At 67.5% G+C, this 25,273-nt stretch carries 27 protein-coding genes and 1 tRNA gene; 15 read left to right on the top strand and 13 right to left on the bottom strand.

Features of this window, described 5'->3' with window-relative positions; genetic code table 11:
- Positions 1 to 68 precede the first annotated feature (68 nt).
- Positions 69 to 608, bottom strand: coding sequence for a Pycsar system effector family protein (locus HZF05_RS04055; protein ID WP_246331555.1), 540 nt, complete (start codon positions 606 to 608; stop codon positions 69 to 71).
- 133 nt (positions 609 to 741) lie between these two features.
- Between HZF05_RS04055 and HZF05_RS04050 the strand changes: the two genes are divergently transcribed.
- Entirely contained in the window at positions 742 to 1,050 is a 309-nt protein-coding gene (locus HZF05_RS04050) for a hypothetical protein (RefSeq protein ID WP_160366400.1), read from the top strand.
- On the opposite strand, the gene HZF05_RS04045 is transcribed toward HZF05_RS04050, so the two are convergent.
- On the bottom strand, positions 1,047 to 1,529 hold the full coding sequence (locus HZF05_RS04045; protein WP_160366399.1) for a pyridoxamine 5'-phosphate oxidase family protein: 483 nt from the start codon (positions 1,527 to 1,529) through the stop codon (positions 1,047 to 1,049). The genes HZF05_RS04050 and HZF05_RS04045 overlap by 4 nt on opposite strands.
- A 156-nt stretch (positions 1,530 to 1,685) precedes the next feature.
- On the opposite strand from HZF05_RS04045, the gene HZF05_RS04040 reads away from it, so the two are divergent.
- Positions 1,686 to 1,859 carry a hypothetical protein gene (locus tag HZF05_RS04040; RefSeq protein ID WP_160366398.1) on the top strand — a complete coding sequence of 58 codons (174 nt, stop codon included), beginning with the start codon at positions 1,686 to 1,688 and terminating at the stop codon, positions 1,857 to 1,859.
- Positions 1,860 to 1,861: 2 nt separating this feature from the next.
- Here the strand turns inward: HZF05_RS04040 and HZF05_RS04035 are convergent, their stop codons facing one another.
- Positions 1,862 to 3,220, bottom strand: coding sequence for an APC family permease (locus HZF05_RS04035; RefSeq protein WP_160366397.1), 1,359 nt, complete (start codon positions 3,218 to 3,220; stop codon positions 1,862 to 1,864).
- A 79-nt stretch (positions 3,221 to 3,299) separates the two neighbouring features.
- Here HZF05_RS04035 and HZF05_RS04030 point away from each other — a divergent pair, with 79 nt between their 5' ends.
- The gene (locus HZF05_RS04030; protein WP_160366396.1) at positions 3,300 to 6,905 is read left to right on the top strand and encodes a hydantoinase B/oxoprolinase family protein; all 3,606 of its coding nucleotides are present in this window, start codon (positions 3,300 to 3,302) and stop codon (positions 6,903 to 6,905) included.
- Positions 6,906 to 6,969: 64 nt separating this feature from the next.
- Here HZF05_RS04030 and katG read toward each other — a convergent pair whose 3' ends face one another.
- Positions 6,970 to 9,123: a catalase/peroxidase HPI gene (gene katG, locus HZF05_RS04025; protein WP_160366395.1), complete on the bottom strand. Its 2,154-nt coding sequence runs from the start codon at positions 9,121 to 9,123 to the stop codon at positions 6,970 to 6,972.
- Between the two features lie 168 nt (positions 9,124 to 9,291).
- Here katG and purU point away from each other — a divergent pair, with 168 nt between their 5' ends.
- From purU to HZF05_RS04005, 4 genes are all read left to right on the top strand, one after another.
- Positions 9,292 to 10,149: a formyltetrahydrofolate deformylase gene (gene purU, locus HZF05_RS04020; RefSeq protein ID WP_160366394.1), complete on the top strand. Its 858-nt coding sequence runs from the start codon at positions 9,292 to 9,294 to the stop codon at positions 10,147 to 10,149.
- Between the two features lie 34 nt (positions 10,150 to 10,183).
- Positions 10,184 to 11,401, top strand: coding sequence for an AI-2E family transporter (locus tag HZF05_RS04015; protein ID WP_246331553.1), 1,218 nt, complete (start codon positions 10,184 to 10,186; stop codon positions 11,399 to 11,401).
- 68 nt (positions 11,402 to 11,469) lie between these two features.
- Positions 11,470 to 11,546 (top strand) — tRNA-Asp (locus tag HZF05_RS04010).
- A gap of 84 nt (positions 11,547 to 11,630) precedes the next feature.
- A complete protein-coding gene (locus tag HZF05_RS04005; protein ID WP_160366393.1) occupies positions 11,631 to 11,774 on the top strand; it encodes a hypothetical protein in 144 nt (47 codons plus the stop codon).
- A 3-nt stretch (positions 11,775 to 11,777) separates the two neighbouring features.
- Here HZF05_RS04005 and HZF05_RS22085 read toward each other — a convergent pair whose 3' ends face one another.
- The 4 genes from HZF05_RS22085 to HZF05_RS03985 all read right to left on the bottom strand — a co-directional run bounded on the left by HZF05_RS22085 (position 11,778) and on the right by HZF05_RS03985 (position 13,229).
- Positions 11,778 to 12,014 (bottom strand): DUF2842 domain-containing protein, encoded by a 237-nt coding sequence (locus HZF05_RS22085; protein ID WP_160366392.1) that lies wholly within the window; start codon positions 12,012 to 12,014, stop codon positions 11,778 to 11,780.
- Complete coding sequence (locus tag HZF05_RS03995; RefSeq protein WP_160366391.1) at positions 12,011 to 12,553, bottom strand: 5-formyltetrahydrofolate cyclo-ligase; 543 nt, start codon at positions 12,551 to 12,553, stop codon at positions 12,011 to 12,013. Before HZF05_RS03995 ends, HZF05_RS22085 begins: the two co-directional genes overlap by 4 nt.
- Before the next feature lie 155 nt (positions 12,554 to 12,708).
- Positions 12,709 to 13,026 (bottom strand): cell division protein ZapA, encoded by a 318-nt coding sequence (locus HZF05_RS03990; protein ID WP_160366390.1) that lies wholly within the window; start codon positions 13,024 to 13,026, stop codon positions 12,709 to 12,711.
- Complete coding sequence (locus HZF05_RS03985) at positions 13,026 to 13,229, bottom strand: hypothetical protein (protein WP_160366389.1); 204 nt, start codon at positions 13,227 to 13,229, stop codon at positions 13,026 to 13,028. Before HZF05_RS03985 ends, HZF05_RS03990 begins: the two co-directional genes overlap by 1 nt.
- Positions 13,230 to 13,416: 187 nt before the next feature.
- Here HZF05_RS03985 and gap point away from each other — a divergent pair, with 187 nt between their 5' ends.
- From gap to HZF05_RS03965, 4 genes are all read left to right on the top strand, one after another.
- Positions 13,417 to 14,424, top strand: a complete 1,008-nt coding sequence (gene gap / locus HZF05_RS03980; RefSeq protein WP_160366388.1) for a type I glyceraldehyde-3-phosphate dehydrogenase — start codon at positions 13,417 to 13,419, stop codon at positions 14,422 to 14,424.
- 197 nt (positions 14,425 to 14,621) lie between these two features.
- Positions 14,622 to 15,809: a phosphoglycerate kinase gene (locus HZF05_RS03975; protein WP_160366387.1), complete on the top strand. Its 1,188-nt coding sequence runs from the start codon at positions 14,622 to 14,624 to the stop codon at positions 15,807 to 15,809.
- Positions 15,810 to 15,894: 85 nt separating this feature from the next.
- Entirely contained in the window at positions 15,895 to 16,791 is an 897-nt protein-coding gene (locus HZF05_RS03970; RefSeq protein WP_160366386.1) for a fructose bisphosphate aldolase, read from the top strand.
- Between the two features lie 44 nt (positions 16,792 to 16,835).
- Entirely contained in the window at positions 16,836 to 17,261 is a 426-nt protein-coding gene (locus HZF05_RS03965) for a DNA polymerase III subunit chi (protein WP_160366385.1), read from the top strand.
- On the opposite strand, the gene HZF05_RS03960 is transcribed toward HZF05_RS03965, so the two are convergent.
- A complete protein-coding gene (locus HZF05_RS03960) occupies positions 17,258 to 17,569 on the bottom strand; it encodes a hypothetical protein (RefSeq protein ID WP_160366384.1) in 312 nt (103 codons plus the stop codon). The two genes, HZF05_RS03965 and HZF05_RS03960, sit on opposite strands and share 4 nt — an antisense overlap.
- A 144-nt stretch (positions 17,570 to 17,713) precedes the next feature.
- Here HZF05_RS03960 and ndk point away from each other — a divergent pair, with 144 nt between their 5' ends.
- Positions 17,714 to 18,136, top strand: a complete 423-nt coding sequence (ndk, locus tag HZF05_RS03955) for a nucleoside-diphosphate kinase (RefSeq protein WP_160366383.1) — start codon at positions 17,714 to 17,716, stop codon at positions 18,134 to 18,136.
- Positions 18,137 to 18,246: 110 nt separating this feature from the next.
- On the opposite strand, the gene HZF05_RS03950 is transcribed toward ndk, so the two are convergent.
- The 4 genes from HZF05_RS03950 to purM all read right to left on the bottom strand — a co-directional run bounded on the left by HZF05_RS03950 (position 18,247) and on the right by purM (position 21,032).
- The gene (locus HZF05_RS03950; RefSeq protein WP_160366382.1) at positions 18,247 to 18,897 is read right to left on the bottom strand and encodes a hypothetical protein; all 651 of its coding nucleotides are present in this window, start codon (positions 18,895 to 18,897) and stop codon (positions 18,247 to 18,249) included.
- Positions 18,894 to 19,223, bottom strand: a complete 330-nt coding sequence (locus tag HZF05_RS21740) for an MmcQ/YjbR family DNA-binding protein (RefSeq protein ID WP_246331551.1) — start codon at positions 19,221 to 19,223, stop codon at positions 18,894 to 18,896. Before HZF05_RS21740 ends, HZF05_RS03950 begins: the two co-directional genes overlap by 4 nt.
- 29 nt (positions 19,224 to 19,252) lie before the next feature.
- Entirely contained in the window at positions 19,253 to 19,813 is a 561-nt protein-coding gene (gene purN, locus HZF05_RS21735) for a phosphoribosylglycinamide formyltransferase (RefSeq protein WP_343046827.1), read from the bottom strand.
- Between the two features lie 124 nt (positions 19,814 to 19,937).
- On the bottom strand, positions 19,938 to 21,032 hold the full coding sequence (purM, locus tag HZF05_RS03940) for a phosphoribosylformylglycinamidine cyclo-ligase (RefSeq protein WP_160366381.1): 1,095 nt from the start codon (positions 21,030 to 21,032) through the stop codon (positions 19,938 to 19,940).
- Between the two features lie 60 nt (positions 21,033 to 21,092).
- On the opposite strand from purM, the gene HZF05_RS03935 reads away from it, so the two are divergent.
- From HZF05_RS03935 to HZF05_RS03925, 3 genes are read left to right on the top strand one after another with little or no spacing between them, the layout of a single operon-like run.
- The gene (locus tag HZF05_RS03935) at positions 21,093 to 22,394 is read left to right on the top strand and encodes a heavy-metal-associated domain-containing protein (RefSeq protein WP_343046826.1); all 1,302 of its coding nucleotides are present in this window, start codon (positions 21,093 to 21,095) and stop codon (positions 22,392 to 22,394) included.
- Complete coding sequence (locus HZF05_RS03930; RefSeq protein ID WP_160366380.1) at positions 22,391 to 22,999, top strand: HdaA/DnaA family protein; 609 nt, start codon at positions 22,391 to 22,393, stop codon at positions 22,997 to 22,999. The genes HZF05_RS03935 and HZF05_RS03930 overlap by 4 nt, the downstream gene beginning before the upstream one ends.
- A 22-nt stretch (positions 23,000 to 23,021) precedes the next feature.
- Positions 23,022 to 25,256: an RNA degradosome polyphosphate kinase gene (locus HZF05_RS03925; protein WP_160366379.1), complete on the top strand. Its 2,235-nt coding sequence runs from the start codon at positions 23,022 to 23,024 to the stop codon at positions 25,254 to 25,256.
- Positions 25,257 to 25,273: the final 17 nt, after the last annotated feature.

Below are 25,273 nucleotides of genomic sequence, written 5' to 3'. Positions count from 1 at the left end.
GGCTCGCGAACGGGAGCCGGGTTAAGCGACGGAATATGCTGGCTTGTACCTGTTCGAGGCGGCGTCGGCTAGTGGCGGATCACCTGGATCAGAAAGGTCAGCAGGCTGGCGGTCAGGCCCACCAGGAACACGCGGTAGGCATAGCCAAGCCAGTAATATTTGCGCTTAAACAGCACCGTGCCGTTTTGATAGATGTCGCGTGCCATCGTCCGGTAGATGCTCTCGTCATGCTGGAGCACCTCGATGATGCGATCGATATACTGTTCTTCGGTGAAGCGCTTGAACGAGCCGAAGAAGAGCAGGTTGACCGGCCCCGTGCTCTTCGAGCTGATCGCCGGCAGGATCGCGATCGCCGCGAGCAGCGCGGCGGCGAAGGAGAAACCGCCCAGCACCAGCAGCGGATAGAAAGACGGACTTTCGTAGTTGGACTGGCCGACCGCGAAGGTGAAGATCGCGAACGTCGCCGCCATCAGGATCGAGGCCTTCTGGTCCGCCATCTGGCTGAGCTGGACGTGCACCTGCTGCGTCGCGACCATCATCTCGATCGCGTTTTCGGGAATCGAATGCGGTTCCCGCTCGGCGTTCTCGATGTTTTCGTCCGTCCCCATGAGGTCAAGCTGACACGCGGCCGGGCGATTGCCAAGATGGATGATTTCTTGGGTGTCGCAGCGCAACACAAGGCGGGAGCGCGCGTTGAGCGCATTAAGACGCCGTTGGGGTATCTCGGGGGATAGAACGGCCATGCTCGGCCTGCTGGCAGCCTTCATCGCGATCTATCTCGGAGCCGCCGGCCCCCGCTTCCGCTGGAAGGGTGCCTCGTGGCTGGCCGCCGCTGCGGTGGTGATCGGCCTGGCGGCCACCGTCGTGGCGGACCGCGATGTCAGCGCCAGCGGCGGCGAGCTCGTCGTGACGCCGGCAAGCATCGTGCTCGGCCTGTTTCTCCAGGCGATCTTCATGCTGACCTTCTACGGCATGGCCACACTGGCCTGGTGGAGCTGGCGGGGCCTGACTCGCGACCCCGCCGAAATTCCGCCGCCGTCGGAGGATTAACCGCCCGCCGTGGTCGATACGCGCGCGTGGTTACCTTCCTCGCTGGGGTCGATCTTCGCGCCGAACAGCATCTTCACCTTGCCGCTGATCGACATATCGGCTTCCCACAGCTCGGCGCTGTCGATGTCGAAGCGCAGCAGCGCGAGGTTGGGATCGTCCTTGCCGCCCGGAGACCAGCTTTCCACCTGGCGGGACCAGAGCTTGTCGATCATCGCGAAATCGTTGTGGATGCGCGCCGTGCCGGAGAGGCAAGCGAAATAATCGTGCCCCTTGGAGACGAACTGCGCCATCGCCTTGCCGCCCTTGGCCAGCCGGTTGTCCTTGCCGACGAAGAACCAGAGCGTGTCGACCTGATCCTTGTCGAGCTGGGCGGTGAGCGGTTCGCTATGCTCGCCCGTCTCGGTCAGCCCGACCATCAGGAAAGGGCTGCTTTCCATGCGCTTCCACAGGTCGCGCTTCAGTTGGGTTTCGTCGGCCATCGTCTTTCTCCCGTCAGTGCAGGAGGTGAACGAACGCGGCGCGGAAGATTTCCCCGCATTTCTAGACTCATGTCCAGTTGGTGAAGCGCGGTTTCACCATTTCGGGTGATGAGTCCTTAGGCCGCAATGGCGTTGATGCGGTCCATGGACACCGGCGTGATCAGGCAGGCAATCGACAGCGCCACGGCGCGCGGCCTCACCGTGGAGGAGGCTTTGTCCCACTGGCAGCTGGCGGGCGGCGCCGCTGCTGGATCGCGCGCTTCGCACTGGGTCTCGATCGGCTTCGGCATCGCCCGCGCCGAGCGCGCGGCGGAGCGCGTGGCGCGCTGAGGTCAGCCTCCGGGCTGCAATTCCGGCACGGCCGCGCTTCGCGATAGGCGCATGAACAGGTAGATCGGCAGCCCGGCGGCCGTCATCGCGAGGCTCCAGACGCTCGCCTCGATCCCGGCGCCATAGAAGGTCCAGGCCGAATAGACGAAGCCGACCACGGCGATCGCCTCGAATCCGCGCGAGGGCGCGATCCGGCCCACGCGCAGCAGCCGGAAGCTCGCCAGCATCCCAGCCAGATAGAAGATGATCGACACCGATGTGGTGACGAGCACCATGAACTCGAACAAGTCGGCCAAGCCCCGCGTATAATTGGCGAGCACCACCGCGCTGGCGAGTGTGCTGGAGACGATATGCGCGCGCTGCGGCGTGCCGAAGCGGTTCTCGCGATCGAACCAGGCGGGCAGCATGCGCTCGCGGGCGAGGCTCAGCAGCAGCTCGCCCTGCAGCAGCACATAGCCGTTGAGCGCGCCGAGCGCCGCGATCACCACGAACAGCGCGATCACCGGCGCCAGCGCGGGGTGGACGAAGGTGCCGAAGAACAGCGCGAACGGCGCATTGGACTGCGTCACCGCCTTCTCAGGGAGCAGCAATGTCACCGCCGAGCAGGCGAACAGGTAGATCAGTCCGGTGATCGCCGTGCCGTAGAGGGTGGCGCGCGGGATCGTGCGCTTGGGGTTTTCGATCCGGTCGCCCGCTACCAGCGCGCTCTCGAAGCCGAGCAGCGGAAAGAGGGTGAGCGTCGCGGCCATGCCGATCGCGCCCGTCGTTACCGGTTGCACGCTCGCCGCCGGCAGGGTCGCCCTGCCGCTCAGCAGCAGCCAGGCGCCGACGAGGATCGCGCCGGCCAGCGGCACCAGCTTCAGGATCGTCGTGATCGACTGGACGCCGCCGGCGCGCCGCACGCCCAGGCAGTTGATCAGCGTGAGCACCCAGATCGGCACCACCGCCGCGACCGCCGGGAGTCCGGGCGCCGAAGCCAGGCGCGGGAAGAGGATCGAGAGGTTGCTGACGGCGCCCACCGCCAGCGTGGCGTTGGCGACCCACACCGAGATCCAGTAGCTCCAGCCGATCGTGAAGCCCGCCGCTGGCCCGAAGGCGGCGTGCGCGTAGGTGACCGGTCCGCAGCCCCCCGCCATGTCGCGCGCCAGCCGCGCCAGCACATAGGCGACGCAGAGGCTCCCGCCGATGGTCAGCAGCCAGCCATAGACCGAGTTCCAGCCCAGCGGGGCGAGCGGGCCGGGCAGCAGGAACACACCCGATCCGACCATGTTGCCGATTACGAGCGCGATGCACATGCCGACGCCGAGCCGCCCGTGGTTCACGGCATCCGAAGGCTCGTCTCCACCGGCTTCTGCGCCCATCCGATTGTCCCTTGGCTCGCGGGCGAGCATAGCCGGAACCGGTCCGGGGGCAACTCGGCGTGTGTGGCGGAAGGACATCATGGCGACGAACGGCGGCGGCTGGCATTTCTGGATTGATCGCGGCGGCACTTTCACCGACATCGTCGCATTGACGCCCGGGGGCCGGGTGGTGACGCGCAAGCTGCTCTCCGCGCATCCGGAGCGTTATGACGACGCCGCGATCCAGGGTATCCGCGACCTGCTGGGCCTCGCGCCGGGCGACGCGATTCCCGGCGATCGTATCGCGAGCGTGAAGATGGGCACCACCGTCGCCACCAACGCCCTGCTCGAACGGCGGGGTGAGGCGGTGGCGCTGGTGGTGACCGAGGGTTTCCGCGATCTGCTGCGCATCGGCTACCAGAACCGCCCGCGCCTGTTCGATCGCCACATCGTGCTGCCCGACCGGCTGGAGCGCTGCGTGATCGAGGCGCATGAGCGTGTGGACGCGCTGGGCACGGTGCTGACGCCGCTCGATACGGAGCGGGTGCGCGCCGATCTGGAAGCCGCCTTCGCCGATGGCTGTCGCGCCGTCGCGATCGTGCTGATGCACGGCTACCGCTTCCCCGATCACGAGGAGGCGATCGCCGCCATCGCCGGAGAGATCGGCTTCACCCAGATCTCCGTGAGCGGCCGTGTGAGCCCGCTGATGAAGGTCGTGAGCCGGGGCGATACGACGCTGGTCGACGCCTATCTCTCGCCGATCCTCGGCCGCTACGTGGCGCGGGTGGCGGACGCGCTGGGGGAGAGCGTGCCGCTCGCCTTCATGCAATCCAATGGCGGGCTGATCGGCGCCGGCAATTTCCGCGGGCGCGACGCGATCCTCTCCGGCCCGGCCGGCGGCATCGTCGGCATGGTCGAGACCGCCAGGGCGGCGGGGTTCGGCAAGGTCGTCGGCTTCGACATGGGCGGCACCTCCACCGACGTCTCGCATTATGCCGGCACGCTCGAACGGACGCTGGAAACGGTGGTGGCGGGCGTGCGGTTGCGCGTGCCAATGATGGCCATCGATACGATCGCCGCAGGGGGAGGATCGATCTGCCGTTTCGACGGCACACGGTTGCGCGTCGGCCCGGAATCGGCGGGCGCGGACCCGGGGCCGGCCTGCTACCGGCGCGGCGGGCCACTGACGATCACAGACTGCAACGTGATGCTCGGCAAGCTGCAGCCCGATTGCTTTCCGGCGCTGTTCGGGCCGGACGGCGACCAGCCGATCGACGCAGGGGTGGTACAACGGAAATTCGCCGAGCTGGCGGCCGAGGTGGAGGCCGTCGGTCTGCCCGCGACGACACCCGAAGTATTGGCCGAGGGCTTCCTCGCCATCGCCATCGACAACATGGCCAATGCGATCAAGAAGATATCCGTCGCGCAGGGCCATGACGTCACCGATTACGTGCTGGCCTGCTTCGGCGGCGCGGCGGGGCAGCATGCCTGCCTGGTGGCGGACGCGCTGGGCATCGGACACGTCATGGCCCACCCGCTCGCCGGGGTGCTCTCGGCCTATGGCATCGGTCTCGCCGACCAGCGCATCCTGCGTCATCGCGCGATCGAGGCGGCGCTGGATGCCGACGCCCTCGCCGCGGCGGCGGCCGAGATGGATCGGCTTCAGGAGGAATGCCGTGCCGATGTCGAGGTGGACGGCTTCGACGTCGAACGGGTGCATTTCGAACGGCGCCTGTCCGTGCGCTATCGCGGCAGCGACACCGCGATCGAGGTCGCGGAGGCCGATGCGCGTGCCGTGCGCGCCCAATTCGAGGCGCTCTATCGCCAGCGCTTCACCTTCGTCACGCCCGACGTGCCGCTGGTGGTCGAATCCGTTTCGGTCGAGCTGGTGATTCCGGCGATCCGCTCGTCCGCCAGCTTCGGGACGGAGGTTTCAGGCGCCGCACCGCGCGCGGTGAGCACCTTCATGGGCGGTGAACCGCGTGAAACTCATATCCTCGAACGGCGCGCACTCGCCGTCGATGCGCCGCTCGCCGGCCCAGCCATCATCCACGACAGCACCGCCACAACCGTGATCGAGCCGGGCTGGCAGGGCACGCGACGCGCCAATGGCGACATCGTGCTGACGCGCGTCGAAAAACGGCAGGGCGAGGCGGACGGACGCACCGCGCTCGATCCGGTGCGGCTGGAGATATTCAACAACCTGTTCATGGCGATCGCCGAACAGATGGGGCAGGCGCTCCAGAACACCGCTTTTTCGGTCAATATCAAGGAACGGCTCGATTTCTCCTGCGCGCTGTTCGACGGCGGCGGCGCGCTCGTCGCCAATGCGCCGCACATGCCGGTGCATCTGGGATCGATGGGCGACAGCGTGCGGGCGGCGCGAGATGCCGCCTTGGCCTCCGGGCGGGGGCTGCGGCCGGGTGACGCCTACGTCATCAACAACCCCTATAATGGCGGCACGCACCTGCCCGACCTGACGCTGGTGATGCCGGTGTTCGACGAAGGCGGAGCCTGCAGCTTCTTCGTCGCGGCGCGTGGGCACCATGCCGATATCGGCGGACGCACACCGGGATCGATGCCGCCGGACAGCCGCTCGCTCGACGAAGAGGGGGTGCTGTTCGACGGCTTCCTGATCGTCGAGGAGGGCCGCTTCCGCGAGGCTGAGTTCCGCGCCGCGCTGGCCGCCGGCCCATATCCGGCGCGCAACCCGGATCGCAACGTCGGAGATATCCGCGCCCAGATCGCCGCCTGCGCGCGCGGCGCCGGCGAGATCGGCAGGATGGTCGCGTATTTCGGGCTCGATGTGGTGAAGGCCTATATGCGTCATGTGCAGGACAATGCGGCCGAGGCGGTGCGCCGGGTGCTCGACAGGCTGGACGACGGCCGTTTCCGCTACGAGCTGGACGACGGATCGCATGTCGAGGTGGCGATCGCGATCGACCGTGCCGCGCGGCGTGCCCGCATCGACTTCACCGGCAGCAGCGCGGCGCAGCCGACGAACTTCAACGCGCCGCCCTCGATCTGCCGCGCCGCTGCGCTCTACGTGATGCGCACCCTGGTCGACGAGGCGATCCCGATGAACGACGGCTGCCTGGAGCCGATCGACCTCGTCATTCCGGAAGGATCGATGCTGCGGCCCGCTTATCCCTCGGCGGTGGTCGCCGGCAATGTCGAGACGAGTCAGGTGATTACGGACGCTCTCTACGGCGCGACCGGAATGCTCGCCGCCGCGCAGGGGACAATGAACAACTTCACCTTCGGCAACGATCGCCACCAATATTACGAGACGATCTGCGGCGGCGCGGGCGCCGGGCCGGGCTTCGACGGCACCTCGGCGGTGCACACCCACATGACCAACAGCCGCATCACCGATCCGGAGGTGCTGGAATGGCGCTATCCGGTGCTGCTGGAGGCGTTCGAGGTGCGGCGCGGATCGGGCGGGGCGGGGCGGCATCGTGGCGGAGACGGCGTCCACCGCCGCATCCGCTTCCGAGAGCCGATGACCGCGACGATCCTCTCCAACCGCCGCCGCGTGCCGCCATTCGGGTTGCAGGGGGGAGAGGCCGGACGATTGGGTCGCAACAGCGTCCGGCGTGCCGACGGATCGATCGAGGAGATCGGATCGACGCAGAGCGTGGAGATGGGCGTGGGCGACGTCTTCGTGATCGACACGCCCGGCGGCGGCGGTTTCGGGAAGGCCTGAAACGAAACGGGCCTCCGACGCACATCGCGCCGGAGGCCCGCATCGGACGTCGATCAGAAGACTATCAGAACCGATCCGCTTCCATCACCTTGCCCCACGCCTTGGCGAAGGCGCTGGCGAAGGCTTGGCCCGCATCCTCGGTCGCATAGGCCTCGGACAGCGCGCGCAGCTGCGAGTTCGATCCGAAGATCAGGTCGACGCGGGTGCCGGTCAGCCCCGCCGCGCCGGTCTTGCGGTTCTTCGCCACGAAGACGCCGTCCTCGTCCGAAGGCTCCCATTTGCCCTCGAAACCCGACTTCAGAAGATTCTTGAAGAAGTCGTTGGAAAGCGTGCCCTTCCTGTCGGTGAAGACACCGAGCTGGCTGTCGCCGTGGTTGGCACCCAGCACGCGCAGGCCGCCGAGCAGCACCGTCATCTCCGGAGCCGAGAGGCCGAGCAGATGCGCGCGATCGACCAGCAGTTCCTCCGGAGAGTAAGGAGATGCCTCGCCGGCATAGTTGCGGAAACCGTCGATCTTGGGCTCCAGCGGCTCGAACGAGTCCGCGTCGGTCTGCTCGGCGGTGGCGTCGACGCGGCCCGGCGTGAAGGGCACCGTCACGTCATGGCCGGCCTTCTTCGCTGCCGCCTCGACCGCGGCGTTGCCGCCCAGCACGATCGCGTCGGCAAGGCTGACCGAACCGCGCAGTTCGTTCAGCTTCGCCAGCACGGTGGCGAGCTCGGCAGGCTCGTTGACCGCCCAGTCCTTCTGCGGGGCGAGCGCGATGCGCGCGCCGTTGGCGCCGCCGCGCTTGTCGGTCTGGCGCCATGTCGAGGCCGAGGCCCACGCCGTCTTCACCAGTTGCGGGACGGTGAGGCCGGACTCGAGGATCTTCGTCTTGAGCGCCTGTGCGTCCGCATCGGAGAGCGGCGCGCCGGCGGCCGGCAGCGGGTCTTGCCAGATGCGCGGCTCGGCCGGCACTTCCGGGCCGAGCAGGCGGGCATGGTTGCCGCTGTCGCGGTGCGTCAGCTTGTACCAGGCTTCCGCGAAGGCGTGGGCAAAAGCGTCGTTATCTTCATGGAAACGGCGCGAAATCTTCTCATATTCCGGATCGAAGCGCAGCGCGAGATCGGTGGTGAGCATCGTAGGACGATGCTTCTTGGAGGCATCGTGCGCGTCTGGGATGTCCGCCTGGCTATCTTTCGCCACCCACTGGTTTGCGCCGGCCGGGCTCTTGGTCAATTCCCACTCATGCTCGAACAGGTTCTTGAAGAAGAGGTTGCCCCACTTGGTCGGCTCCTGCGTCCAGGTGACTTCGAGGCCCGAGGTGATCGTGTCGCCGGCATTGCCGCTGCCGTAGCTGTTGCGCCAGCCGAGGCCCTGCTCCTCGATGCCCGCACCCTCCGGCTCCGGGCCGACATGCTCGTTCGGGTCGGCGGCGCCATGGGTCTTGCCGAAGGTGTGGCCGCCGGCGATCAGCGCGACCGTCTCCTCGTCGTTCATCGCCATGCGCGCGAAGGTCTCGCGGATGTCGTGCGCTGCCTTGAGCGGATCGGGATTGCCGTTCGGCCCTTCCGGATTAACGTAGATCAGGCCCATCTGGACGGCGGCCAGCGGGTGGGCGAGGTCGCGCTCGCCGGTGTAGCGCTCGTCGCCCAGCCATTCGCGCTCGCGGCCCCAGTCGGTGTCGCGCTCGGGCTCCCACACGTCGACGCGGCCGCCGCCGAAGCCGGCCGTCTTGAAGCCCATCGATTCCAGCGCGACGTTGCCGGCAAGCACCAGCAGGTCCGCCCAGCTCAGCTTGCGTCCGTATTTCTGCTTGATCGGCCACAGCAGGTGGCGGGCCTTGTCGAGATTGGCGTTGTCCGGCCAGGAATTGAGCGGGGCGAAGCGCTGCTGACCCGAACCCGCGCCGCCGCGCCCGTCGCCGATGCGGTAGGTGCCCGCTGCGTGCCACGCCATGCGGATGAAGAGCGGGCCGTAGTGGCCGAAATCGGCGGGCCACCATTCCTGCGAGTCGGTCATCAGCGCGGTGAGGTCCGCCTTCACCGCCGCGAGGTCGAGCGTCTTGAACTCAGCGGCGTAATCGTAATTCGGCTCCATCGGGTCGCCGGCCGGCGGATTGAGGTGCAGCACGGAGATATCGAGCTGGTTCGGCCACCAGATCCGGTTGGTCATCTCGAACAGGACGGCATTGCCGCCCATGTGGTTGCCGACCGGGCATTTGGCTTCGACGTTCATCACATCTCTCCTGCTGCTTTGGTTTGGAGTATTGTCGCCTTGGTTGATTGCGCGCCCGTGACGGCCATGTCTAATCGCTATCCTTGCTGACACTGATCGACGGGGCGAGGCGAGGCGCTTTCCGGATCGGCCGCTTCACGCTATCGGCGCGGTTCCGGGGAGGCGAATTTGACCGACAGCCATATTCTGACGCTTTCGTGCGAGGATCATCCGGGCATCGTCGCCGGGGTGGCGAGCGCGCTCGCCAGCCACGGCGCCAACATCCTGGAAGCCCAGCAGTTCGACGACGTGCTGACCGGCCGCTTCTTCATGCGCGTGGAATTCGCGCTGGTCGGCGGGCAGGGGATCGACGCGCTGCGCGCCGGCTTCGAGGCGACCGCGCGCGCGCATGGGCTGGATTGGGCGCTGCGGCCGACGAACGAGCGGAAGCGCGTGCTGCTGCTCGTTTCCAAATTCGATCACTGCCTTGCCGACCTGCTCTATCGCTGGCGGACGGACGAACTGGCGATCGATCCGGTCGGTATCGTCTCCAACCACCCCCGCGCAACCTATGCGCATCTCGATTTCGGCGAAATCCCGTTCCACCATCTGCCGACCGACCCAGGCGAGAAGGAGCGGCAGGAAGCGCGGATCCGCGCGATCGTGGAGGCAACGGGCGCCGATCTCGTCGTCCTCGCGCGCTATATGCAGATCCTGTCGGATGGGTTCGCGGGCTGGCTCGCTGGCCGATGCATCAACATCCACCACAGCTTCCTGCCAGGCTTCAAGGGCGCCAAGCCCTATCACCAGGCGCATGCGCGTGGGGTGAAGGTGATCGGTGCGACCGCGCACTACGTCACCGCCGATCTCGACGAAGGGCCGATCATCGAGCAGGACGTCGAGCGCGTCAGCCATCGCGACACGCCCGACGACCTCGTCCGCAAGGGCCGCGACATCGAGCGGCGGGTGCTGGCCCGCGCGGTGCGCGCCTTCTGCGAGGATCGCGTGCTGCTGAACGGCGCGACCACGGTCGTCTTCCCCGCCTGAGGCTGTTGCTGCTAAGCTTTCCTGCGGAGGGCAGATGACGCAGCGATCCGACGACACGGTGATGGACGAGGCGGCCGAGAAGATCGGCAGCGCGGTGGAGCGGCACACCGAATCGCAATGGGCGGCCGTCGTCACCGGCGGCTACCATCGCGACCGGCTGCTGGCCGCGACCGCGCTGATCCTCGGCATCGGGCTGGTGCTGGCCCTGCCGTTCGCGCTGAGAGCCGGCGCCGAGTTCTTCCTGCCGCTCACCGCCGCGCTGGTCGTCGCGATCGCGCTGGTGCCGCTGCTGGAGTGGCTGGAGCGGCGCGGCCTGCCCTCGGCGGCGGCCGCCTTCCTGTGCGTATTGTTCTTCATCGGCGTCGCCAACATGGCGATCGCCTCGGTGGTAGTGCCGGCGTCCAACTGGGCGGCGATCCTGCCCAAGCGGATCGGCATGATCCGCACCACCGTGCGCCCGCTGGTCGATGTCTATGCGCAGCTCAACAAGTCGGTCGGCGAGCTCGCCAACACGATCATGATCTCGAAGTCGCATACGCGCACGGTGACGCTGGACACGCCCAATTCGCTGCTGTCGCTGCTCACCACCTCGGCGCCGTTCGTGATCGTGCAGTTCTTCTTCGCGATGCTGGTGATCTTCTTCTTCCTCTCGGGCTGGACGCGGGCACGGCGCCACACGATCACCAGCCGCTCCACCTTCGACAGCGCGATGACGCTGGCGCGCGTGATCCAGGAGGTGGTGGATCGCACCTCCAGCTACATCGCCACGATCACCACCATCAACGTGATCCTCGGCTGCATCGTCGCGGCGGCGGTCTATTATGTCGGCCTGCCGACGCCGCTGATGTGGGGCGGGCTCGTCGCCCTGCTCAACTACGTCCCCTATGTCGGGCCGGTCGGCTGCGTCCTGCTGCTGGCGCTGGGCGGCCTCATGACCTTCGCCGATCCCTGGTATGCCGCGGCACCGCCGCTGATCTTCCTCGGGCTGCATCTGGTGGAGGCGAACGTCGTCACGCCGATGATCGTGGGGCGCAAGCTGACGCTCTCCCCGCTGCTGATCCTCGTCTCGCTCAGCTTCTGGGCATGGGTGTGGGGTACGGTGGGCGCGGTGCTGGCGACGCCGCTGCTGATCATCGTCCACACCGTGCTGGATACCGCCGGGCGGCCGGATATCGCCGGTTTCCTGTTCGAGCGCGGCACGCTGGGCGGGGACGCGCGAAAAGATTCGGGCGAGCCGCCTCCGCTCGCTTGACAGGGTTGTGACAGCCCCTTAGAGGCCCCTCCACCGCGGCGGCCGAGGCCGCGCGGGGCACCAAATACGCGGGTGTAGCTCAGTTGGTTAGAGCGCCGGCCTGTCACGCCGGAGGTCGCGGGTTCAAGTCCCGTCACTCGCGCCATGGTCCCGATGGGGGCCATTCCGATCCGCAAGGGACACTTCCTTCGCCTGGCCCGTTGGGCCGCCAGCGAAGGAGTGTGTTTCCATGCGTAGAGCGTTGCTTGCTTTTGTGCTGATCGCCACCGGCGTCGGCGTGTCCGGCTGCTGGGATCATCGCGGCGGCCACGATCATCCGGGCTATCCGAGCGATCACCACCATCATCATGACGGTGGTGGCTACCGCGGTTGAAGCTCAGCGGCGCCAGCGGCCGGTCTCGCTCCACAGCAGGATGCGGCGCATCGGCAGGATCCAGATCCAGCCGATGCCGGCGACGATGTAGAAGACCGCCTGCACCAGCGCCGGAAGCCGCCCGACCGGCCCCGCCAGCTGAACGACGAGGCTCGCCCAGACGAGGATCAGGGCGAGGATCAGGAAGGCGCCAGCGGTGCGGCGCCAGTTCGGCTGGAAGTGCTCGGGCGGGGGCGTCACGGGGCGATCCACTCCTTCTCGGTCACGATGGCGTGGAGCGGCATGTCCCAGGCTTCGGGCGCGAGCGCCGCGACCTCCTGAACGCTCCAGGCGATGCCGATCCGCATAGCGTCCGGGTGGCCGGCGAACCAGCGGTCATAATAGCCGCCCCCCTGGCCGAGCCGGCGGCCGGCGCGATCGAAGCCGACCAGCGGCGCCAGCACGATCCTCGGCACGATCGGCTCGCCGCCGACCGGCTCGGAAATCCCCGCGAGGCCGGGTCGCATCACGATGTCGGGATGCCAGCGGATGAAGTCCAACGTCTCGCTGCCCGGGCGGGGTAGCGCGACGGTGTGCCGGAGATGGAAGGCGCGCAACAGGAAGGGCAGCACGTCCGGCTCGCCGCGATGCGCCATATAGCCGGCGATCGGCCCCTCACGCGCCAGCAGCGGCGCCAGCAGCCGGTCGATCGCTTGCGGCTCGCCTGCGAACGCCAACCGTTTCGCGCGCAGCTCGCGCCGTAGCACCGCTTTGTCAGGGAGGGGTGGTGGGACCGCCATGACCGTTTGCTGGAATATCCTCTGACGCCTTTTACGTCAGGTGGGAGCCATGTAGCACAGGCCGGAGCCAGACCAGGGACGACCCCCTTAGGATGTGAATCGCCTCAGGGATGTTCGCAAAAGCTCGTATCGGGCAGTGCCCACCATCAGCCAATCTAGGCGCTCGCGCCCGGCTTCTCAAGACGCGCGGCGAGGCTTTCGAGCTTTTCGGCGCAGCGGTCCATCGCGGCGACGCGCTGGGCGTCGTCGATGCGGGCGCGGGCGGCGGCGCCACGCGCTTCGTCCAGCTCGTCGGCGAGCAGCAAAGCGGTGAGCAACAGTTCGCGTGCCTCGCTCGCCTTGCCGATCGCTCGCGCGACGTCCGCCGCCTTGGCATCGACCAGCCGGCCGAGCAGGCGCAGCCGCTCCTCCTCGCCGTCGCGGCAGGCCAGTTCGTACTTTCGACCGCTGATCTCGATCTCGACCTGCGCCATCAGTTCTGCCCCCCGATCAGCCTATCGAGCCGGGCCAGCGCCTCGGTCGCTCCGTCTCGCAGCTTGCGGTGCCGGCTTTCCAACGCTGCCAGTCTGGCGTCGTCCGATCCGGTGGAGACATTGCCGGTAGCGCGCTCCACGCGCTCGACGGCGGCTTCAAGACGGCCCAAGGCCCGTTGGAAATGCTCGCTTTCCATGCTCATGCCCCGGCATAGCACGGTCCCGCAACGACGCAACGGCGGCCGGGCGCGGTTGACGTTCGCCCGGCCGCACGCCAGATGGGCCGCGACCGGGCGGACTCGCGCCGCCCGACCCGTTCCTTAAGGGGCCGCCGGCGGTCGATCCTGCGTATCCGGCGTGTCCGATGATTTGCCCGAGGGAGATACGAGAATGGCGGTGAAAGTTGCGATCAACGGCTTCGGCCGGATCGGCCGGTTGGTCGCGCGCGCGATCCTGGAGCGCCCCGATTGCGGGCTGGAGCTCGTCTCGATCAACGATCTCGGCAAGCCCGCCGACAATGCCCGCCTGTTCAAGCGCGATTCGGTCCACGGCACCTGGAAGGGCACAGTGGAAGTCGACGGCAACGATCTGATCATCGACGGCAAGCGCATCCACGTCTCGGCCGAGCGCGATCCGGCGAACCTGCCGCACGCCGCCAACGGCGTCGACATCGCGCTGGAGTGCACCGGTTTCTTCACCGATCGCGAGAGCGCGCAGAAGCATATCGCCGCCGGCGCCAAGAAGGTGCTGATCTCGGCGCCCGCCAAGGGCGTGGACCTGACCGTCGTGTTCGGCGTGAACCACGACAAGATCACCGGCGACATGACGATCATCTCGAACGCGTCGTGCACCACCAACTGCCTGGCGCCGGTCGCCAAGGTGCTGAACGATGCGGTCGGCATCGAGCGCGGCCTGATGACCACCGTCCACGCCTACACCAACGACCAGAAGATCCTCGACCAGGTCCATTCGGATCCGCGCCGTGCGCGTGCCGCCGGCATGTCGATGATCCCGACCACCACCGGCGCCGCCCGCGCGGTAGGCGAGGTGCTGCCCGAGCTGAAGGGCAAGCTGGACGGTTCGGCGATCCGCGTGCCGACCCCCAACGTCTCGATGATCGACCTGACCTTCACGCCGAAGCGCGACACCACGAAGGAGGAGGTGAACGCCATCCTGAAGGCGGCCGCCGAAGGCGCGCTGAAGGGCGTGCTCGATTACACCGACGAGCCTCTGGTTTCGATCGATCTCAACGGCGCGGCCGCGTCGTCGACCGTCGACAGCCTCGAGACGGCAGTGCTTGAAGGCAAGCTGGTCCGCGTGCTGAGCTGGTACGACAACGAATGGGGCTTCTCGAACCGCATGGTCGACACGGCCGGCGCGATCGGCAAGACGCTCTGAACTGACAAGCGGCGGGGCCTCGAACCCCGCCGCAAATGTATTTGGCCTCCCCCCGTTCGCCCTGAGGAGGGCCTGAGCGAAGGCGAAGGCCCGTCTCGAAGGGCATGCGCAGGTGCTTCGAGACGCCGCTTCGACTGCGCTCAGCGGCTCCTCAGCACGAACGGTTGGGTGGGAGCCGGACTGATAAGGAACCGCTCATGACGGCTTTCAAGACGCTCGACGATATCGGTGACATCCGGGGCAAGCGCGTCCTCGTCCGCGAGGATCTGAACGTGCCGATGGACGGCGACACCGTCACCGACGACACCCGCCTGCGCGCCGCCGCGCCGACCGTCGCCGAGCTGTCCGACAAGGGCGCGATCGTGCTGGTCCTAGCCCATTTCGGGCGCCCCAAGGGCCAGCCGTCCGAGGAATTCTCCCTGAAGAAGGTTGTGAAGTCCTTCGCCGACGTGCTCGGCCGCGACGTGAAGTTCGTCGATTGGGAGGACGACAAGGAGGCCGTCGCCGCCCTCCAGCCGGGCGACATCGCGGTGCTGGAGAATACCCGCTTCTTCGGCGGCGAGGAGAAGAACGAGTCCGACGTGGTCGATCGCTTCGCCGGCCTCGGCGACCTCTACGTCAACGACGCCTTTTCCGCCGCCCACCGCGCCCATGCCTCGACCGAGGGCCTCGCCCACAAGCTGCCGGCCTATGCCGGCCGCTCGATGGAAGCGGAGCTCAAGGCGCTGGAGAAGGCGCTGGGCAATCCCGAGCATCCCGTCGCGGCGGTGGTCGGCGGTGCGAAGGTCTCGACCAAGCTCGACGTGCTCAAGCACCTCGTCACCAAGGTCGATCACCTGATCATCGGCGGCGGCATGGCCAACACCTTCTTGGCGACACGCGGCGTGGACGTGGGCAAGTCGCTCTGCGAGCATGATCTCACCGGCACCGCCAACGCAATCATGGACGCGGCCGACAAGGCCAACTGCACCGTCCACCTGCCCTACGACGTCGTGGTGGCCAAGGAATTCCGCGCCAACCCGCCGACGCGCACCGTGAACGTGCACGAGGTGGAAGCCGACGAGATGATCCTCGATGTCGGCCCCGCCGCCGTCGAGGCGCTGGGCGATGCGCTCAAGACCTGCAAGACGCTCGTCTGGAACGGCCCGCTCGGCGCCTTCGAGACGCCGCCCTTCGACACCGCGACGGTGAGCCTCGCCCGAACGGCGGCGGCGCTGACGCAGGATGGCAGCCTCGTCTCTGTGGCGGGCGGCGGCGACACCGTCGCGGCACTCAACCAGGCGGGCGTGAGCGGCGACTTCACCTTCGTTTCGACCGCAGGCGGCGCGTTCCTGGAGTGGATGAAGGGGAAGGAGTTGCCAGGCGTGGCCGCACTGTCTCGCTAAGGGAGCCCGTGACGGCGTTGTCAGCCTTGCCGTGGTCGGGCAACCCTATATCGCAGCGCACAAATCTCTAGAAAGCGGGGCGACGATGACCGATCCGATCATGATGGCGCAGATGGTGAGCGGGGCGGGCTTCATCGCCGCGCTGGACCAGAGCGGCGGGTCCACGCCGGGCGCGCTCAAGGCCTATGGCGTGCCGGAGGACCAGTTCGCCGGCGACGACGCCAGGATGTTCGAGCTTATCCACGAGATGCGCGTCCGCATCATCACCGCGCCGTCGTTCAACGGCAAGAAGGTGCTCGGCGCCATCCTGTTCGAGAAGACGATGGACGGGCAGGCGGACGGCCTCCCCGTGCCGACCGCTCTGTGGAAGCGCGGCGTCGTCCCCTTCCTCAAGATGGACAAGGGGCTGGAGGACGAGGCGAATGGCGTCCAGCTGATGAAGCCGATGCCCGGCCTCGACGATCTGCTCGCCCGCGCGGTGAAGCTCGGCGTGTTCGGCACCAAGATGCGCTCGGTGATCAAGTCGGCCAACCGCGAGGGCATCGCCGCGATCGTCAAGCAGCAGTTCGAGATCGGTGAGCAGATCATCGCTCATGGCCTGATCCCCATCCTGGAGCCGGAAGTCTCGATCAAGGCGCCGGATCGCGAGGCGATCGAGGCGATCCTGCTGGAAGAGCTCACCAAGGGCCTAGATGCGCTGACCGGCGACAAGCAGGTGATGCTCAAGCTCTCGATCCCGGCCAAGGCGGATACCTACACACCGCTGGTCGGGCACTATCGCGTGGCGCGCGTGGTGGCACTGTCGGGCGGATTTTCGTGCGACGAGGCGTGCGAGCATCTCAGCCACAATCACGGCATGATCGCGAGCTTCTCGCGCGCGCTGCTGGAGGATCTCCGCCACGGCCAGAGCGACGAGGAATTCGACGCGGTGCTCGGCAAGGCGATCGACCAGATCTACACCGCCTCGGTGGTGAAGGGCTGAGCGCAGCCCTTCCGGCGACCGCCATCGTCGGCTAGGCGGTGGCGATGCAGGTGGATTTCTATCAACTGGGCCGCGATCCGCTGCCCGCCGTCCTCGCCAGCATCGCGACGCGCGTGCTGGCGGGCGGCGGGCGGCTGTTGGTCGTCACGGGCGACGACGCGCAGGCCAGGGCGATCGACGAGGGGCTGTGGACCGCCTCGGTCGAAAGCTTCCTGCCGCACGGCCTTGTCGGGGCAGACCAGCCGATCCTGATCTCCGCCTCGCCCGAGCCCGCCAATGCCGCGCGCAACGTGGCGATCGTCGACGGGCTGTGGCGCGAGGAGGCGCTGGGTTTCGATCGTGCCTTCCATTTCTTCGACGACGGCTCGATCGATGCGGCGCGCACCGCCTGGCGCGGCCTGAAAGGGCGCGAGGGCGTCGAGCCGCGCTACTGGCGGCAGGAAGAGGGCCGCTGGCGGCAGGTGGCCTAGAAGGGCACCGTCACCGTCACCACCGCGGCGGGCGCCGCGCCGCCGCCACCCGGTACGCCCCGCTCGACGCCGTGCGCATTCGCCGTCGCGTCGCCGAACAGCCGCCATTCCGCCTTGGTCGGCACGGTCGGCTCGATGCCGGGACCGGCCCCGTGCAGGCGGTAGGCATCCCGATCCTTCGCGCAGACGAGGATATCGCTGCCGTCGGCCCGGCATTGTCGCGCCGGCACGGGCTGGAGCAGCAGCGCATGGGGATCGGCGGTCGCGGCCAAGGAGGCCTGGAGCAGCAGCAACGCGAAACCGGGCATGCGGACCCCCGAGGCGATGACGCATCCTAGCTGGCCATGGATTGTGGCGGGAGCGCGGCGCGGCGCCGGGCTTGCCTCCCGGCGCGCAGCCGCCTAGAGGGGCGCCCAACTTCCAACCCCTCATAATATGGAGCCCGCTCGGCCATGACGACCGAACGCACCTTCTCGATCATCAAGCCCGACGCGACCCGCCGCAACCTGACCGGCGCCGTCACGAAAATGCTGGAGGCGGCCGGCCTCCGCGTCGTCGCTTCCAAGCGCATCCACATGACCCAGGAGCAGGCCGAGGGCTTCTACGCCGTCCACAAGGAGCGGCCCTTTTTCGGCGAGCTCGTCTCGTTCATGATCTCCGGCCCGGTCGTGGTGCAGGTGCTTGAGGGCGAGAACGCCATGGCCCGCAACCGCGAAGTGATGGGCGCGACCAATCCTGCCAACGCCGAGCCGGGCACGATCCGCAAGGAACTGGCCGAATCGATCGAGGCGAACACCGTCCACGGTTCGGACAGCCTGGAGAATGCCGCGACCGAGATCGCGTATTTCTTCAAGCCCGAAGAGATCGTCGGGTAATTTCTCCCCTCCCCGAAAGGGAGGGAACGGCGGTGGGTTCGCCTGAGGCGGGCTCATTCCTATCCAGTGACGAACCCACACCAACCCCTCCCTTTCAGGGAGGGGATTTTCTATTTCTTTTCCTTGACCTTGCCCGCGCGCAACGCCCACAGGCCCGCGAGCCGCTGGTCCGCCGGCGTGTCCTGCGTCGCCGCCACGCCGATCAGCGACAGGCCGCGCAGCTTCACGCTCGCGCCGCCGAGGAAGTGGCCTTCCAGCGCGTAGCCAATGTCGTAATAGGATCGCGCCTTGGCGGTCTCGCCATTGGCCAGATAGTCCGTCTCGATCATCACCGGCACGCGCTCGTCGCCGGCCGTCTCGTCGGGCAGCTCGCGCTTCTTGCGGTCCGCCTTGAGCGCGCTGGCGAACCAGTCCGCGTCGATCCGCGCGTCGCTGGTCGTCGTCACCGGCGAGAGGCCGAACGAAGGCGGGAAGCGGATCGTCTGGCCCTGGATCACGTCGTCCGCACTGATCGGCGCCAGCGTCAGCGAGGAGCCTGAGCTGTTCGCCTCCGCCTTCAGATGGAACGGCGCGTGCGTCGCACTCTTGGCGACTTCGGCCTGCTTGTCGGCGCGGGCGTCGCGGCGATCCTGATAGTTCATCCAGAGGCCGAGACCGGAGATGAGTACCGCCGCCACCGCCACCGCCTCGCCCAGCGTGATCCAGCGCAGGCGGGATTTGCGGCGGGCGCGCTCCATGGGCGTCTCGGGAATCTCACTCATCGGCCGAATTGCTCTCTCAGGCGGGGTGTGGCGGCATAGGCCCAGCTCTGCTCGATCCGAGCCTCGATCTGGCTCCAGTCGGTGTCGCCGGTGTCGACGCGGATGCCGATCCAGCCCGATGGCGCGAGATAGGCGGGCTTGTAGAACAGCTCTGGATCCATCTCGACCAGCGCATCCTGCTCGTCGGGGCCGGAGGTCTTCACCAGCACGGCGGTGATGCCGTTGCCGTGGTGGTTTTCGCTGTACCAGGCGAAGGTCTTGCCCTTCTCGATGAAGAAGACGGGCATGCCGTGCGAGATCTTCTCGGTCGCGCGGGGTTGTTCCATGCAGATCGCGCGGAGTTGATCGAGCGGAGTCACAGCATCCTCACATACTCCGCGAGAGCGCGCGGATAGAGGCGATGTTCCTCGATCAGCACGCGCGCCGCAAGGGTGTCCGGGGTGTCCCACGGCATGATCGGCACGCGCGCCTGCGCGATCACCGGTCCGTCGTCGAGGCCCGTCGTGACGATGTGGACCGAGCAGCCGGCGAAATGGTCGCCCGCCTCGATCGCGCGGGCGTGGGTGTCGAGGCCCTTGTAGAGCGGCAGCAGCGAGGGATGGATGTTGAGCATCCGCCCGGCCCAGCCCTCCACGAAGCCTTCGGAGAGGATGCGCATGTAGCCGGCGAGAGCGACAGCCTCGACATCTTGGGCACGCAGTTGCGCGTCGATCAGCGCATCGAATTCGGCGCGCTTGAGGCCCTGGTGGGCGTGCGCGAAAGTGGCGATACCGGCGGCGTGGGCGATGGCGAGGCCCGGCGCGTCCTCGACGTTGGAGGCGACGAGGACGATCTCGTAGGCATCCTGCCCAGCCTCGATCAGCGCCTCGAGATTGGAGCCGCGCCCGGAGAGCAGGACGGCGACCCTCGTCTTCACCCCGCCACTCATATCCCGTTCGTCCTGAGCGAAGTCGAAGGACGTGCAGCGAGCGCGGCGCTTCGTGTCACGCACTTCGACAGGCTCAGTGCGAACGGGGAAGAGTTACGCATGTCTAGCGAGGTTAGGCATTATGGGTCGCGGACCATGCCTCGCGCTTGGCCCAGGTCTCGTCGCTGCCGGAGACGGTGCAGCCTTTCTCACCCTTCTCGATCCGCCCGATGCGGTGGACCGTCTCGCCCGCGCGCTCAAGCTCGGTGGTGACGTAGTCCACGTCCACCGGGTTCACCACTACCGCCATGCCGATGCCGCAGTTGAAGGTGCGCGCCATTTCCTCCGGCTCGATCCGGCCCTGCGCCTGCAGGAAGCCCATGATCGGCGCCTGCGGCCAGGTGTCGGCATCGATGAAGGCATGCAAACCCTCCGACAGCACGCGCGGGATGTTCTCCAGCAGGCCGCCGCCGGTGATGTGCGCCATGGCGTGGATGTGGCCGGTCCGCACGATCGGCAGCAGGCTCTTCACGTAGATGCGCGTCGGCGCGAGCAGCGCGTCGATCAGCAGGGTTTCGATGTCGAACGGAGCGGGGCGGTCGAGCTTCCAGCCCTTGTCGGCGGCGAGCCTGCGCACGAGCGAATAGCCGTTCGAATGCACGCCGGTGGAAGCGAGGCCGAGGATGACGTCGCCGTCGGCCACCTTGTCGCCGGTCAGCTGCTCGCCGCGCTCCACCGCGCCGACGCAGAAACCGGCGAGATCATAGTCGCCGTCGGCGTACATGCCGGGCATCTCGGCGGTCTCGCCGCCGATCAGCGCGCAGCCGGCCTGGATGCAGCCCTCCGCAATCGAGGCGACGACGCGCTCGGCGACGCCGCCCTCCAGCTTGCCGGTGGCGAAATAGTCGAGGAAGAAGAGCGGCTCGGCGCCCTGCACGACCAGATCGTTGGCGCACATCGCGACGAGATCGATGCCGACGCCGTCATGCCGCCCGCTATCGATCGCGAGCTTGAGCTTGGTGCCGACGCCGTCGTTCGCCGCCACCAGCAACGGATCCTTGTATCCCGCCGCCTTGGGATCGAAAAAGCCGCCGAAGCCGCCCAGCTCGGCATCCGCGCCCGGCCGGCGGGTCGATCTGGCCAACGGGCCGATCGCCTTCACGAGGGCGTTTCCGGCCGCGATGGAGACGCCCGCCTGCGCGTAGGTATAGCTCTTGTCGTCGCTCATGCGCGGCCCGTAGCGACATCCTACTTGGATTTCCATGCCCAACCCGCCAGAAGGGCGATCGTGAAGCCTGTCGACCCTACCCAATTCGTCATCGCCAAGCCCCGCTGGCGCGCTCCGCTGATCGCGCTGGGCGTGGTGCTGGCGGGCGCGGGCGGCTGGTACGCCATCGCGCAGCTGGCGCCGGGCGATCGCGGCGTCGCGCCGATCGACAGCTCGTCCAACTACGAGGTGACGGGCGTGCAGGTTGACGTCGCCGGCAAGAGCGCGGACGAGGCGCGCACCGCCGCGTGGCGGCTCGCCCAGCGCAAGGGCTGGAAGGTGCTGTGGGGCCGGATGCATGGCCTCGGCCCCGATGCGGCGCCCGGCGTCCCCGATTCGACGCTCGATTCGATCGTCGCGGGGATCGAGGTGGAGCAGGAGCAGGTCGGCCCGCACCGCTATATCGCGACGCTCGGTATCCTGTTCGACCGCGCGCGCACCGGCGAGATGATCGGATCGACGAGCGGCACGCCGCATTCGGCGCCGATGCTGGTGATCCCGGTCGAATATGACGGCGCCGGCCCGGTGACGTTCGAGCAGCGGACGAGCTGGCAGAAGGCCTGGGCGCGCTACCGCACGGGCCAGAGCCCGATCGATTATGTCCGCCCCTACGGCAACGGGCCGGACCCGCTGCTGCTCAACATCGGCCAGAGTCGGCGCCCCGGCCGCCTGTGGTGGCGCTCGCTGCTCGATCAATATGGCGCGTCGGACATCGTGACGCCGGAAGTGTATCTTCAGCGCCGCTTCCCCGGCGGGCCGATCGCGGCGCGCTTCGTGGCGCGGCACGGGCCGGACGGGGAGGTTCTCGGCACCTTCTCCTTGGTGGCGCCGAACAGCGCGGGCCTCGACAAGATGCTCGATCAGGGCGTGAAGCAGGTCGATGATCTCTATATCCAGGCGCTGAATGCGGGCAGCCTGAAGCCGGATCCCTCGCTCACGATCGAGGAGCCGGACACGCCGACCGACGACCTGCTGCCGACGACGGCCGACGATCCGCTCGCCTCGGTGATCAGCGGCATCGACCAGAACAATGCGACGATCCAGCTCGACACCGCCGACGTGGCGGCGCTCGATGCGGCGCAGTCGGCGCTGAAGAGCGTTCCCGGCGTGCAGTCGGCCAGCGTGCAGAGCCTCGCGCTCGGCGGAACATCCTTGCTGTCGCTCAGCTACAATGGCGATCTCGCGGCGCTGAAGGTCGGCCTGCAGGCGCGCGGCTGGCGACTGGAAGGCGACGGGGCGACGCTCACCATGAAGCGGGGCGGCCAGGCCTCCCCACCGGCGGCGACGCCCGCCGCGCCTCCATCGGCCCAGCCCAAGCCGTGAGCCAGATCGCCCTCCCGCTGGACTGGCCGGAGGACGAGCGCGACGACCAGTTCATCCTGTCCGCCGCCAACGCCGCCGTGGCGAAGCATCTGGAGCATTGGGCGCTCTGGCCGGTGCCGATCACCATCCTGACCGGCCCCCGCAAGTCCGGTCGCAGCCTGCTCGGCCGCCTGTTCGCGCAGAAGACCGGCGGCAGGCTGATCGACGATGCGTGGAAGCAGGAGGAGGAGACGGTCTTCCACGCCTGGAACTCGGCGATGACGTCAAGGCGTCCACTGCTGATCGTGGCGGACGCCGCGCCGCCGGAATGGGCGGTCGCGCTGCCCGATCTCGCCTCGCGCCTCACCGCCACGCCACGCGTCGCGATCCTGCCGCCCGACGACGAACTGCTGGCGGCATTGCTGGAACGCGGCCTCGCGCACCGCGGCCTGCCAGCGCCGCCGACGCTGATCGCGTGGCTAAGCGCGCGGATCGAGCGGAGCTACGTGGGCATCATCGCGGCGGTGGACGCGCTCGATCGGGCCTCGCTCACGCGCCACCATCGGCTCACCATCCCGCTGGCGCGGGAGACGCTAATACAAGGCGGCGTCATCGACGATTCATGAAAACCGCGCTATTCCGTCACGGATGAGCGAACGGATCGAAACCCACGAAGAATCGCCGGTCATCACGCCGGCCACGACCGAAACGATCGAACAGGCTGTTGCGGATGTCCAAAGCCAGCACGACGAAGCGGTCGCGGTCGAGCCCGTCGCCCCGCGCGAGCGCTATTTCAACCGCGAGCTTTCCTGGCTGGCTTTCAACGAGCGCGTGCTGGACGAGGCCTGCAATCCGGCGCATCCGCTGCTGGAGCGGCTGCGCTTCCTGTCCATCTCCGGCGCGAACCTCGACGAATTCTTCATGGTGCGGGTGGCGGGCCTGCGCGGGCAGCAGATCAATCTGGTGGAGCAGCTTTCCGCCGATGGCCTGACGCCGACGCAGCAGCTCGACGCGCTGGGAGAAAGCGCCGAGAAGCTCATGCATCGCCAGCAGGTCGTCTGGCGCGAGCTGCGCCGCGAACTGGCCGCGCAGGATTTCCGCGTGCTCAGCAACAAGGATGTCGACGCCGAATCCTCGCGCTGGCTGGAGGAATATTTCCGCGACCAGGTGCTGCAGGTGCTCACCCCGCAGGCGCTCGATCCTGCGCATCCCTTCCCGTTCATCCCGAACAAGGGCTTCAGCCTGATCTTCGACCTCAAGCGCATCTCGGACGGCGAGCCGATCCGCGAGCTGCTGATGATTCCGCCGACGCTGCCGCGCTTCGTGCGCCTGCCCGGCGAGGCGGCGCGCTACGTATCGATCGAGAACATCATCCGCCGCTTCACCGCCATCCTCTTCCCCGGCTACGAACTGCTCGGCGACGGCGCCTTCCGCATCATCCGCGACAGCGACATCGAGATCGAGGAGGAGGCGGAGGATCTCGTCCGCTTCTTCCACACCGCGATCAAGCGGCGGCGGCGTGGCCGGGTGATCCGCCTGCGCATGGAGGCGGGTATGCCCCAGGATCTCGAAACCCATGTCTGCGACGCGGTGGGGCAGGGCGCGATCGTCTCCGAGGCATCGGGCTTCCTCGGCATCGCCGATCTCGATGCGCTGACCGAGGAGAACCGGCCAGACCTCAAATGGCCGCCCTACACGCCGCGTTTTCCCGAGCGAATCCGGGAACATGACGGCGATTGCTTCGCCGCGATCAGAGACAAGGACATCGTCGTCCACCACCCCTACGAATCGTTCGAGGTGGTCATCGCCTTCCTCAAGCAGGCGGCGCAGGATCCGGACGTGGTGGCGATCAAGCAGACGCTGTATCGCGCCGGCAAGCAGTCCGCGATCATCCGCGCGCTGATCGACGCAGCCGAGGCGGGCAAGTCCGTGACCGCCGTCGTCGAGCTCAAGGCGCGCTTCGACGAAGAGCAGAACATCATGTGGGCCAGCCAGCTGGAGCGCGCCGGCGTGCAGGTGGTCTATGGCTTCACCAACTGGAAGACCCACGCCAAGATCAGCATGGTGGTGCGCCGCGAGAACGGATCGTTCCGCACCTACTGCCATTTCGGCACCGGCAATTATCATCCGGTGACGGCAAAAATCTATACGGATATCAGCTTCTTCACGGCCGATCCTAAGATCGGGCGCGATGCGGGGCAGGTGTTCAACTACATCACCGGCTATGTCGAGCCGCACGATCTGGAGCGGATCACCATCTCGCCCCACGGCCTGCGCGAGAAGCTGTCCGACCTAATCGACGCCGAGATCGACCATGTCCGCGCCGGGCGGCCGGGGACGATCTGGGCGAAGATGAACTCGCTGGTCGATCCCTCTATCATCGAGAAGCTGTATCGCGCCAGCGCGGCGGGCGTGCAGGTGGACCTGATCGTGCGCGGCATCTGCTGCCTGCGGCCTGGCGTGCCGGGGCTGTCGGAGAACATCCGGGTGAAATCGGTGGTGGGCCGCTTCCTCGAGCATAGCCGCATCTTCTGCTTCGGCGACGGCAAGGCGATGCCGAGCCCCGAAGCCAAGGTATTCATCTCGTCCGCCGACTGGATGCCGCGCAACCTCGATCGTCGCGTCGAGTACATGCTGCCGATCGAGAACCCCACGGTGCACGAGCAGGTGCTGGGGCAGGTGATGGTCGCCAACCTGATCGACACCGAGCAGAGCTGGGTGCTGAAGCCCGATGGAAGCTATGATCGTGTCGTCAATGCGGGCGGCAAACCGTTTAACCTGCACCGCTATTTTATGACGAATCCGTCGCTGTCGGGCCGCGGGGCGGCGCTCAAGAAGAGCGAGGGCGTGCCGCGGCTGAAGCTGCGGCGGGGCGGGGCTTAAGGTCGCGTTCCCTTCCC

The organism is Sphingomonas chungangi (genome assembly GCF_013778325.1).
GTDB classification, from domain to species: Bacteria; Pseudomonadota; Alphaproteobacteria; order Sphingomonadales; family Sphingomonadaceae; genus Solisphingomonas; species Solisphingomonas chungangi.
The sequence above is the reverse complement of the archived record's forward strand: the minus strand, read 5'-3'. Positions and strand labels throughout refer to the sequence as shown.

Coding starts and splice junctions, on each gene's coding strand:
- HZF05_RS04055 (WP_246331555.1), bottom strand. CDS start 608: ATGGGGACGGACGAAAACATCGAGAACGCCGAGCGGGAACCGCATTCG.
- HZF05_RS04050 (WP_160366400.1), top strand. CDS start 742: ATGCTCGGCCTGCTGGCAGCCTTCATCGCGATCTATCTCGGAGCCGCC.
- HZF05_RS04045 (WP_160366399.1), bottom strand. CDS start 1,529: ATGGCCGACGAAACCCAACTGAAGCGCGACCTGTGGAAGCGCATGGAA.
- HZF05_RS04035 (WP_160366397.1), bottom strand. CDS start 3,220: ATGGGCGCAGAAGCCGGTGGAGACGAGCCTTCGGATGCCGTGAACCAC.
- HZF05_RS04030 (WP_160366396.1), top strand. CDS start 3,300: ATGGCGACGAACGGCGGCGGCTGGCATTTCTGGATTGATCGCGGCGGC.
- katG (WP_160366395.1), bottom strand. CDS start 9,123: ATGAACGTCGAAGCCAAATGCCCGGTCGGCAACCACATGGGCGGCAAT.
- HZF05_RS04015 (WP_246331553.1), top strand. CDS start 10,184: ATGACGCAGCGATCCGACGACACGGTGATGGACGAGGCGGCCGAGAAG.
- HZF05_RS04005 (WP_160366393.1), top strand. CDS start 11,631: ATGCGTAGAGCGTTGCTTGCTTTTGTGCTGATCGCCACCGGCGTCGGC.
- HZF05_RS03995 (WP_160366391.1), bottom strand. CDS start 12,553: ATGGCGGTCCCACCACCCCTCCCTGACAAAGCGGTGCTACGGCGCGAG.
- HZF05_RS03990 (WP_160366390.1), bottom strand. CDS start 13,026: ATGGCGCAGGTCGAGATCGAGATCAGCGGTCGAAAGTACGAACTGGCC.
- HZF05_RS03985 (WP_160366389.1), bottom strand. CDS start 13,229: ATGAGCATGGAAAGCGAGCATTTCCAACGGGCCTTGGGCCGTCTTGAA.
- gap (WP_160366388.1), top strand. CDS start 13,417: ATGGCGGTGAAAGTTGCGATCAACGGCTTCGGCCGGATCGGCCGGTTG.
- HZF05_RS03975 (WP_160366387.1), top strand. CDS start 14,622: ATGACGGCTTTCAAGACGCTCGACGATATCGGTGACATCCGGGGCAAG.
- HZF05_RS03970 (WP_160366386.1), top strand. CDS start 15,895: ATGACCGATCCGATCATGATGGCGCAGATGGTGAGCGGGGCGGGCTTC.
- HZF05_RS03965 (WP_160366385.1), top strand. CDS start 16,836: ATGCAGGTGGATTTCTATCAACTGGGCCGCGATCCGCTGCCCGCCGTC.
- HZF05_RS03960 (WP_160366384.1), bottom strand. CDS start 17,569: ATGCCCGGTTTCGCGTTGCTGCTGCTCCAGGCCTCCTTGGCCGCGACC.
- ndk (WP_160366383.1), top strand. CDS start 17,714: ATGACGACCGAACGCACCTTCTCGATCATCAAGCCCGACGCGACCCGC.
- HZF05_RS03950 (WP_160366382.1), bottom strand. CDS start 18,897: ATGAGTGAGATTCCCGAGACGCCCATGGAGCGCGCCCGCCGCAAATCC.
- HZF05_RS21740 (WP_246331551.1), bottom strand. CDS start 19,223: ATGGAACAACCCCGCGCGACCGAGAAGATCTCGCACGGCATGCCCGTC.
- purM (WP_160366381.1), bottom strand. CDS start 21,032: ATGAGCGACGACAAGAGCTATACCTACGCGCAGGCGGGCGTCTCCATC.
- HZF05_RS03925 (WP_160366379.1), top strand. CDS start 23,022: ATGAGCGAACGGATCGAAACCCACGAAGAATCGCCGGTCATCACGCCG.